At 60.1% G+C, this 9,900-nt stretch carries 7 protein-coding genes and 1 pseudogene; 5 read left to right on the plus strand and 3 right to left on the minus strand.

Annotated elements, in window-relative coordinates; translation table 11 throughout:
- The first annotated feature begins 316 nt into the window (after positions 1-316).
- Genes F4U94_RS20330 through mobF form a run of 3 tightly spaced genes read left to right on the plus strand, consistent with a single transcriptional unit; the run spans position 317 to position 5,555 of the window.
- Positions 317-619, plus strand: a complete 303-nt coding sequence (locus tag F4U94_RS20330; RefSeq protein ID WP_120253340.1) for a hypothetical protein — start codon at positions 317-319, stop codon at positions 617-619.
- Entirely contained in the window at positions 616-2,616 is a 2,001-nt protein-coding gene (locus F4U94_RS20335; RefSeq protein WP_120253339.1) for a type IV secretion system DNA-binding domain-containing protein, read from the plus strand. The genes F4U94_RS20330 and F4U94_RS20335 overlap by 4 nt, the downstream gene beginning before the upstream one ends.
- Entirely contained in the window at positions 2,613-5,555 is a 2,943-nt protein-coding gene (mobF, locus tag F4U94_RS20340) for a MobF family relaxase (protein ID WP_120253338.1), read from the plus strand. Before F4U94_RS20335 ends, mobF begins: the two co-directional genes overlap by 4 nt.
- 298 nt (positions 5,556-5,853) lie before the next feature.
- Here mobF and F4U94_RS25470 read toward each other — a convergent pair whose 3' ends face one another.
- Positions 5,854-6,222, minus strand: coding sequence for a hypothetical protein (locus F4U94_RS25470; protein ID WP_161600427.1), 369 nt, complete (start codon positions 6,220-6,222; stop codon positions 5,854-5,856).
- A gap of 468 nt (positions 6,223-6,690) precedes the next feature.
- Between F4U94_RS25470 and F4U94_RS20350 the strand changes: the two genes are divergently transcribed.
- Positions 6,691-6,975 carry an HU family DNA-binding protein gene (locus tag F4U94_RS20350; RefSeq protein ID WP_120253611.1) on the plus strand — a complete coding sequence of 95 codons (285 nt, stop codon included), beginning with the start codon at positions 6,691-6,693 and terminating at the stop codon, positions 6,973-6,975.
- Positions 6,976-7,559: 584 nt separating this feature from the next.
- Here F4U94_RS20350 and F4U94_RS20360 read toward each other — a convergent pair.
- Together F4U94_RS20360 and F4U94_RS20365 are read right to left on the minus strand one after the other, a co-directional pair.
- Positions 7,560-8,468, minus strand: a complete 909-nt coding sequence (locus F4U94_RS20360; RefSeq protein WP_161600428.1) for a S1/P1 nuclease — start codon at positions 8,466-8,468, stop codon at positions 7,560-7,562.
- Positions 8,469-8,501: 33 nt separating this feature from the next.
- A complete protein-coding gene (locus F4U94_RS20365; RefSeq protein WP_150412181.1) occupies positions 8,502-8,783 on the minus strand; it encodes a hypothetical protein in 282 nt (93 codons plus the stop codon).
- A 154-nt stretch (positions 8,784-8,937) separates the two neighbouring features.
- Between F4U94_RS20365 and F4U94_RS20370 the strand changes: the two are divergent.
- Positions 8,938-9,776 (plus strand): annotated as a pseudogene (locus tag F4U94_RS20370) (IS3-like element ISSpma1 family transposase); the annotation flags it as partial.
- Between the last annotated feature and the right edge of the window lie 124 nt (positions 9,777-9,900).

Consider the following 9,900-nt stretch of genomic DNA (forward strand, 5'->3'; position numbering starts at 1 on the left):
AAGGCAGGACGCACGGCCCAGGGCCGTTTGTAATGCACCGTACGCACGGGTGCTGCGGGCGCCAATCGCCCGTATTTGCGCGCGTTGACCGCTAGTGACCGATCATGCCAGGCTGGCACATATCGGTGCCGGTGGCACAGATGAGCAGTCATCAAAAGGCCACATCCGGCTAAGATATTGTTCCTCCTTGGCAACATCCGGCAGCCGCCCACCCTTGCCGACATGATAGGCAGGCTCTTGATATCATGTGGAAAAACGGCTACCAGCAGCAGGCTTCATCGACAACGCGGTCAGGCGACGAACAGGAGTTCGGCGCTTGGCAAGGGTTACAATCAGGTTCAATGACGCGCTCTACGAGCGTCTCGTCGCTGGCGCTCGCGCCTCCGATACCAATGTCGCGGACTATGTCCGCAGCGTCCTTGATCGCTATGAAGGCATGGACGCCGGCGGCTATCATGGTCGCTTCGACGAGCTGCTTTCCACCAACATCCAGACCTTCGCGATCGTCGCCGCCTATGTAAGTGGGCTGCATCCCGACCTTCTGGCAAGAGGCGTCGCAGACGCTCGCAAACATCTCCTCGAGCGGGGGCTGATCGATCCCGTGGAGGAGCGCTCATGAGCATCTTCCGCAACGACACGCTGGGTTCATGGACGAGGGGCGGGCAGGCCATCGTCCACAATGTCCGGATGACCACGCAGGTGTTTCTCCAGACCCTGACGGCAAGCCTCGTCATCTGGGTCGGCGGCACCTTGTGGTACATCCTGGAAAAGGCCAGCGACTATCAGCGCTACGTCTCGTTCAAGATCGTCGAGGCCACGCTCAAGAGCGATGTTCCAGGCGGCGCTCCGATGCAGTTCCGGGCGCCGACAGGCCCGGAATATTGGACCAACTCGGACACCTTTCTGGAGTCCGGGGTTGCCACAAAGACGCTTCTGGCGATGGAGCATCATCTGCTTGTCGGGGCCGCGCTGGTCGGCGCTTTCGCGCTGCTGATGCTCTTCTGGGCCTGGTTCTATTTTACCAGGACGGGAAGGGGCCTGGGATCCAACCAGTTCCTGCGCGGCGCGCGCTTCGGTTCGCCTCGTCAGCTGCGACGAATGCTCTGGCGACACCGCAAAGGCAGCTTCGCGATCGGGGGAATTCCCGTACCCGATGCCTTCGAACCCGAGCATATCCTGATCTGCGGTGCCCCTGGGACCGGCAAGACGAACATTATCGTCAAGATGCTGGCCGGCATTCGCAAGGAAGGGCGGCGGGCGATCGTCTATGATGCGGCAGGCACGTTCGTCGAAAAATTCTACCGCCCGGGGCACGACATCCTTTTGAACCCTCTGGACGCCCGCGCCGACAGCTGGTCGCCCTGGGTCGATGTCCCGCGCGACTATCATTACGACCAGATCGCGGAGTCCACGATACCCGACAAGTCGGGTGATCCCTTCTGGGCAAAGGCCGCGCGCGGCACACTCGTGGCTGTGTTTCGCAAGCTGGCGCGCGACAAGCGAATGCTGGTCTCCGTCCTGCTCGACACGATCCTGCGGTCGCCCCTGAAGGACCTCGCCACCTTCGCCGAAGGAACGGACGCAGCCGCCTTTATATCGACCGAAGGAGACCGCACATCAGCGGGGATCCGCGCTGAACTGGCGTCGGTCATGCGCAGCTTCTCCTATCTCGACGATACGCTCGATGGCTTTTCGATCCGTGACTGGGTGGCCGACGAGAAGGACGACAGCTGGCTGTTCATCACGGTGAAGGCCGATCAGCTTCCCTCCCTTCGTCCGTTGATCACCGTCTGGCTCGACATCGCCATCAGCGCCATCATGAGTCTGGATCCAGAGAGGGATCGCCGACTCTATTGCGTGATTGACGAGCTTCCCACGCTCCAGAAGCTGCCGTCGCTCTCGGACTTTCTGGCGCGCGCCCGCAAATATGGCGGGTGCGGGATTTTGGGGTTCCAGAGCTATCCGCAGCTCGAGGCGACCTATGGTATCCAGGATGCCGCCGCGATCACCGGCTACTGCTCGACCTGGGTGGCGCTGAGGGCGAATGATACCCCGACGGCCAAACATGTTTCCGAAAATCTGGGGCAGGTGGAACAGGTCGAAGCCAATGAAGGCATGTCCTACGGGGTCAATGACATGCGTGATGGCGTTAATCTCTCGCGCATGCAGGTGACCCGCCCGCTGGTGATGCATACCGAGGTCACTAACCTGCCCAACTTGACCGGGTTCCTGCGATTCGGCCGGGACCTCCCGGTCGCGCGCTTTTGCGACAGTTACAACCGTGAGCCGACATGCTTTCCCGCCTTCGAGGAACGGACAGCGCCGGCCGTCAGGCTGTCCATCGCTCCACCCGATGACTCCCCTTCGGAGCCGCCAAAGCCGGCGCGCAAGAGAGCGCGAGCTGCCAAATCGACGGACGCAGGGCTGGAGCTTCCGCTCGAGGCAGATCATGTCAGGGACAGCCTGCCTGTCGATATGGGCAGGTCAAGATCTCTAGTCCCGGCGGCCATCATACCGGATGCTCCTGCGGCCCCGTTGCTCGGTCGACCTACCGGCTTTGATCTGTCCCAGCATGGCCGTAAGGGCGGTGCCCGCAGTCGCTCGAGGCCGGCATGATGCATCCCCGACGCCTGTCCGGCACGGCCGGCAACATCGCACGTTACTATTCGGTTGGTGACTATTATACCAAGGGAGGCACCGAAGGGTCTGAATGGGGCGGCAAGCTAGCCGATGAGCTGGGTCTCTCAGGCGAGGTCGATGCCAAGATCTTCGAGCAGCTCCTGCGCGGGGAGGTAGCCGGACAGCATTTGGGCCGGCATCGCAAGGAGGGTATCGAGCATCATCCCGGCTGGGACTTCGCACTGAGCGCTCCCAAGTCGGTGTCGATCATGGCGTTAGCGGTCGGTGACGACCGTATTGCAACCGTCCACGAGCGATCGGTGAGTGCGGCCCTGTCCTGGCTCGAAGAACATGCCCAGTTGCGCCGTCGGGAGGACGGAGAAATCCGGCACGAGACGACCGGTCGGTTGCTGTGGGCGCGGTTTACCGAGCACGCCAGCCGCGAACTCGACCCGCATCTTCATACCCATGTCGTCGTCCTCAACATGACGAACGGGCAAGAAGGCGCGACAATGGCGAGCCTTGAGACCCGCGCCATGTTCGCAGAACAGATGAGCTCGGGCCAGATCTACCGGAACGAACTCGCGCATGGTCTGCGGTCGTTGGGCTATGATGTCATGGTCGATCCCAGGCGAGGCCTCTTCGAAATACGGGGTGTCCCGGAAAAGCTCATAGAGTCCATGTCGCAGCGCGCAGAGCAGATCGATACGCATGCGCGCCAACATGGTTTCGAGGGGCAGGCGGCCCGTCGCCAGTCCTTCTGTGCAACGAGGGGAGCAAAAGAGAAGGTCGGACTTGAGGCTCTGCATCTGCAATGGCGCACGCGCCTTGGCGGTCATGCCCTGACACTAGATGACCTGCGCTTGAGAGCCGAACAACAGGGCGAGAAAATATGGCCTGTTGCGCCGGCCGATGCCGCTCGCGCCGCCCTGTTTGGAGTGCGGCAGACGGAAGGACGGGAAGCGGTCAATCCGCTGGGGCGACTGATCACGACGGGACTGGCTGCCCATGTAGGGGAAGTGCGTTTTTCCGACATGCGGCCGCTTCTGGAAGGGCATGAGGTCCGTCGAAAGCTGCTCGCCACCCGGGAACAGACGGGAGACCAGATTCTGACCCGCGGGCGGGCGACCAGGCGCTCGCTTCGCTACGAGCAGGCGCTGGCGCAGCATCTGGCGCTGGCAATGGGAGATGCTCGGCCGATCGCGTCATCCGATCGATTGTTAGAAGTCTTAGAGACAGCCGGACTGTCGCCCATACAGGAACGAGCGCTGGTCGATACGGCGCGTAGCAACGATCGGGTATCGGCGGTTCACGGTGTCGCCGGTGCCGGCAAATCAACTTTGATCGCATCCCTGCGGCAGGCATCCGAGCCGGGGATCATCCTCCACGCCCTAGCACCGACGTCGTCGGCCGCGGCCAATCTCGGCGATACTGCCGGGATACCGTCGCAGACAGTAGCCAGCCTTCTTGCAAGGGGCGGCCACGGCCTCACGACCAACGACGTCCTCATTCTCGACGAGGCCGGGCAACTGGGCAATCGTCAGGCACTACGGGTTCTCGAAATCAGCCGCAGGACCGGCGCCCGGCTTATCCTCCTGGGAGACAACCAGCAGACAGGTGCGATCGAACAGGGGAAAGCCTTCTGGTTGATGCAGCGTCTTGGCATGTCGACGGCGCATCTTACTGAATCGCGCCGTCAGGAGACTGCGCGGATGAAGGAGGCGGTGACGCGGGCGCGCGCAGGCGATTATGCAGGATCTCTCGATCAGCTCGACAAGGTGGTAGCGGGCGACGATGCTGAGGCCCTCGCCAAGGGACTGGTAGGAGAATGGACGCGCCTTCGGCCTGAAACGCGGGGATCCACGAATATCCTCGTCCTCGACAATGCGACCCGGTTGATCGTCAATACCCAGGTGCGCGAGGTATTGCAGCGCGAGGGTGCGATAGCGGCGCAGGATACGCGGCTTGGCATTCTGTCTCCGGCAGGTCTGTCCGAGCAGGAGAAGCATCTCGCGCGCTTCTATGCACAGGGACAGGTCGTGACGTTCGGACGCGATCAGGCCGGGGCCGGCCTTGCCCGTCATACGGAATATCGGGTGCTGGGGCTGGCGCGGGATGAACGCGGTCGACCGATGGTAAGGCTGGTCGACGAGCATGGCCGCATCCTGCGCTGGGATCCGAGGCTAACGAAAGGCGGACAGGTCAATGTGTTCGTTTCCGAGAACCGTGATCTGGCGCAAGGCGATCGCATCCAGTGGCGCCTCGTGTCCCATGAGCTTGGGGTCAAGAATGCGCAGCGCGGCACTGTCGAGATGTTGCAGGGCAGTACTGCCACCATCCGCTGGGACAAGGACGGCAGCGTCCAGGACATCGACCTGTCGAAACACAGGAGCTGGGATCATGGCTATGCAGAGACCATCTACTCGGCCCAGTCGCGCACCTATGCACGCGTCTATGTCCTGGCTCCGCTGGGCTCGCCGCTGGTCAACGGCCAGAACTATTATACGGCGATCACCCGGGCGCGCCTTGGCGTGAAGCTATGGACCCAGGACCGGGACAGGCTGGTCGAGAAGCTGGAGCGGACTTCGGGGGCGAAAACATCGGCGCTAGAGGGGTTGGGGCGCCTCGACCGCGACCACGCCGATCAACTCGCCCGCCGCTACCCGGAACATATTGCAAGCCTCAAGAGCGAGCAGTTGGAAGGACGCACGCAGTCGCGCGATCGTCTGCTCGAAGCGCGGCTGCGCCGCCGGTCATCAGGCGACCACGGATTGCCTGCACGACTGGCCTCGGGAGCCTTGAACATAGCGCACCAACTGGACCAATACCTGACGAAAATGATGGCGAGCAACGAGGCCGATGGAAGCCGACCGCCGCCATGCGATGTGCAGAAGCAGGCTCGTGACCGGGGAGGCGATCATGGTCCTGATCGCTAAGTGCCGGCTCACAATCGCGTTGTGGATAGCGATGTGCGCGTCCACCCCCCATGCCGTTGCCGGCGAAAGCCGCTCCGAGGCCGCCCAGATTGCTCGCTGCATCAAGGCCGCCTCAAGGGGCGCAACGTGGCTCGAGCGGACATTATGGGGACTTCGCGATCAGGAGGGAGGCTGGATAGGCGCGGAGGTTCCCAATGCGAACGGGAGCCATGATCTGGGGCCGCTCCAGATCAACAGCTGGTGGGTTCCCAGGATCGCAAAGCTCACAGGCCAGTCAGACCGGCAGACGCGGCATTGGCTAAAACATGACGCCTGTTTCAATACAGAAGCCGCGCGTTGGATATTCCTCTCCGGCCTTTCGACGACCAATGACTTCTGGAAGGCGGTAGGGATTTATCATAGCCCGACTGCCTGGCGGCAGAGGCGCTATAGCCTTCGCGTCGCCGAGCACCTGCGCGCGCGGTTCGGCAGGGACGTCTTTGGCAGTACCGGGGCGAGATAGTCGATGCGGTTGCGTCGACATTTCCTCGTCCGGATTTTTTGGCGCTTCCAAATCCTGTGCGAGCAGATAGGCTGATGCAGCTTCATCACGCGCTGGGTCTTGAAAAAGAACCTTCTCCAGTGCGCAACAATGATAGGCCCCGAACCGGTGGCCGCCAGTGATCATGGCGCGCGGCCGTCGGAGCCGAGAGGTGCCTGGCGGACAAACGAACTGACGAGCGGAACAGTCAGATATTTTTGCGGATCGGAAGCATTCGCAGCCAGCGGTCATGCGGCACGCCACGACGGGCCTTGCAGTAAAGGGATATGCAAATTGTCAGCGCCTAGATCTACTCGTCTGAAGCGATTGCGCCGGCAATTCAAAATAAAGCCTGTCGATTCGACTGAACGCGGTGACAAGATTGTTACGGCCACTTGCGGACAGTCTGATGGAGTAACAATTGCAAGTTTGTCCCCGGCAGCTCGGCGGCGGTTGCTCCTTCTGCGCAGGGCTGGCAAGGCAGGTACACGGTAGCATCATTGGACCTTATATGTTGCACAGGGCGTGTCGTGCAAAGGGCACGATAGAAACGCATCTTTCCGGGCTTTAGCATCTCTGCCAGTGTGCCCCGACCTAACGGGGCAGGAAAGCAATATGGTACGATCTGATTTGATTGATAGGATCGCTGAGGAAAATCCGGGGCTGACCCAAAGTGAGGTCGAGACGATCGTCGAAGCATTCTTCGGAGCGATCGTGGGCCAGCTCAATTCTGGTGGCCGCGTAGAACTACGCGGCTTCGGAATCTTTTCCGTGAGAAGCTATGGAGCGCGTGCAGGCCGCAACCCCAGGACTGGCGAGCCGGTGGCGGTTGAAGCCAAAAACCGACCTTTTTTTAAGGCAAGTAGGCAAATGATAGAACGATTGAACACCGTTCGCTGATTGGCCAAAAATAATCAATTCCGAAGGTGTTTTACGGATTTCTACGTGTGACCATTCGGTCATGTGCGAGATTAGATAATGTAATTGACATTGATTTCACAATGGTTCAATTTGTCTCAAGAGGTTCAATTTGGTTGTTGGTTAAATAGTTGAACTTTTCTAATTACAATTGTTGTAGATTTACTTAATTTCAAAGACCTGCGCAATGATTTATAATCCTACTCCCGCAACCAACGCATAACACTTCGCAAACATAGTGACCCTAGGCTTTGCGCCGTCCCGCCAAAAGCAGGGACCAATACCCCACGCACAACCCAGCACATCGGCCGAACCATGATCTTACACAGGATCATCACGCCCAGGTGGTTACCATGAGATTTGTTGGTAAGTCTGTTGGTTCGAGCTTCAGGATTTTAAGTCCTGCGCACGGTTTTCAGGGGTCCTGATCCGTGCTCACCGATACTCTTATCCAATCGTTTCTCCCCGCCGATCCCATCATCAAGAAAGCCGATGGCGTCGGCTGGATGCACCGGACGCGAATTTTCCGCACCCGGCGCTCATGAAATTGCGGGTACACAGCCAGCTTAAGGCGTGAGCAAGTTCACCAGAAGCTCGGCTAGCCGCAGGCCAGCTTGCTTCATCCGATAGACTGCCAAGGCATATTGCCTGGTTTCATAATCCGCTGGCAGGGTTTCCGGATTGGACGGGCAAGCAGTTCCCGTGCGTCCGCCACATATCGTCACCTTGTTGGCATCGTTGGCGCTGGGGTTGGCAGGATCGAGGAAGAGGTGCTGCTTTGCCAGGTTCCGGCTCTCGACGGCCCAGTCTCGCGGGGTGAACCCTACTGGCGGATTGACCGTGTTGGTCCAAAGTTCCTGCCCCAGTCCGATCGCTGTCTTGCCGTGACGCTTCACGATGGAATAGTCCCAGACCCCGTGGATGGTTGGATAGACCCATGTACCATTCTGGTTTGTCGGGGCGAGGACCCCGCCTGCAATGAGCACCTCATTATATCCGCCCGGCTCTGCTCCGTGCAGCGGCTGATGGAGATCGCCTACCAGATGGAGGATGAACTTGAGCGCCTCCAGACGCTGTGCCGGCGCGTTAGCCTCATTCTTGAGTATCGCGGAATAATAAGCGATCGCCTTGTCCGCGCACATGACATTGGGCTGACTGGGAAAGCAGGCGGGGTCTGACGCTGCAGGTATCGCGCCGAGTACGGGAATGCGCACTGAATGAGCTACATCGGGATAGTTCGCCCGCATATCGTCTGCCCAGCCTGCGATATCCTCGTCATAGAGATTGGCTGCGCCCAGCAGGGCTGCGAGCTTTTTCCAGACTACCCAATTGTCGGTCTTGAGCTTCGCTTCCGTGACAAAGCCGATTGCGGCGTGACCGGTGCGGGTCCAAGCAGCTGCTGGCTGCTGTGCGGAGACGATGAGTAAGGGGGATGCGAAGATCATCGCACAGAGCTGTTTGAACAGGCTGGCCATAGCATACTCCATGATGTGATTTTGAGAAGGCGCTCAGCGCGCCTTTGGCGGAGGAGCTGATCCGGTTTCCGGGTCGAAATCTTCATTGTTCGGATCCAGCGGATCAACCACTTCAGGCCTCGTTGTTGCTGCCTCGCGCCACGCGCGGTCGATCATGTCCCGCAGCATCGTTGCCCCGGCGCTGGCAGTTTTATAGACTAGGCGGCGGGCGTCCTTGTCCTTGGGATTGTCGAGCGCACCTCGTTTCTCCAGGACGTAGACATGCTCCATCTGGTCGCCGCTTCGGTTGAGAAATCCGATTACATGATCGAACAAGTCGCCAGGCAAAGGAGCGGTAGTCGGCATTAGGGAGCGGATATCATCTACCGTAAGGCCGATGGCGCTCACATATTGCGATTCGAATAGGTGATCTGCCCCCCGCTGAGTGGCCCAGAGACTATGATAGTCTGGACCATGAAAGGGACATTGAATGCCGAGCAAGAAGCACAAGCCGGAAGAGATCATCGGCAAGCTGCGTGAAGTTGAGATTGTGCTGGCGCAGGGAGCGAGCACGGCTGAAGCCTGCCGCCGGATCGCGGTCAGCGAGCAGACCTATTATCGGTGGCGCAAGGAGTATGGCGGCCTGAAGACCGACCAGGCGCGGCGGATGAAGGATCTGGAGAAGGAGAACCAGCGGCTGCGCCGGGCGATCTCGGACCTGACCCTGGACAAGCTGATCTTGCAGGAGGCTGCACGGGGAAACTTCTGAGCCCCGCGCGGCGGCGGCGCTGCATCGATCAGGTACGACGGGATCTGCCAGTCCGGGTATCCGAGCGACGGATATGCCGGGTGCTGGGTCAGCATCGATCGACGCAGCGCAAGATGCCGCGCGGGGCGGATGACGAACAGGCACTGACCGAGGATATCATTGCATTGGCGAAGCAATATGGTCGTTACGGCTACCGCCGGGTCACGGCGTTGCTGTGCCATGCGGGATGGACGGTGAACCATAAACGTGTCGAGCGGATATGGCGGCGTGAAGGACTGAAAGTCCCGCAGCGCCAGCCAAAGCGCGGGCGTCTATGGCTCAATGACGGATCGTGCATCCGGCTACGCCCCGAATATCCGGGGCATGTCTGGGCCTACGATTTCGTCGAGGGGCGGACGCATGACGGTCGCAAGTTCCGCATCCTCACGATCATCGACGAGGCCAGCAGGGAATGCCTGGCGCTCATCGTTGCACGGCAGCTCAAGCATGAGGATGTTCTGGCGGCCCTGGCCGACCTGTTCATCTCGCGTGGGCCGCCAGCGCATATACGATCCGATAACGTCCTGGGTCACGAAGGAAAGCGAGATTTGGTCAACAGATCTCTATGCGCCGGCATTGAGCGGCGAGGCATGCATTCTGAGCCAGATGGCTTCCACCGTCAACGGGATCGCTCCCTGCCATAGC

It is taken from the genome of Sphingobium limneticum (assembly GCF_008710155.1).
Lineage (GTDB): Bacteria > Pseudomonadota > Alphaproteobacteria > Sphingomonadales > Sphingomonadaceae > Sphingobium > Sphingobium limneticum.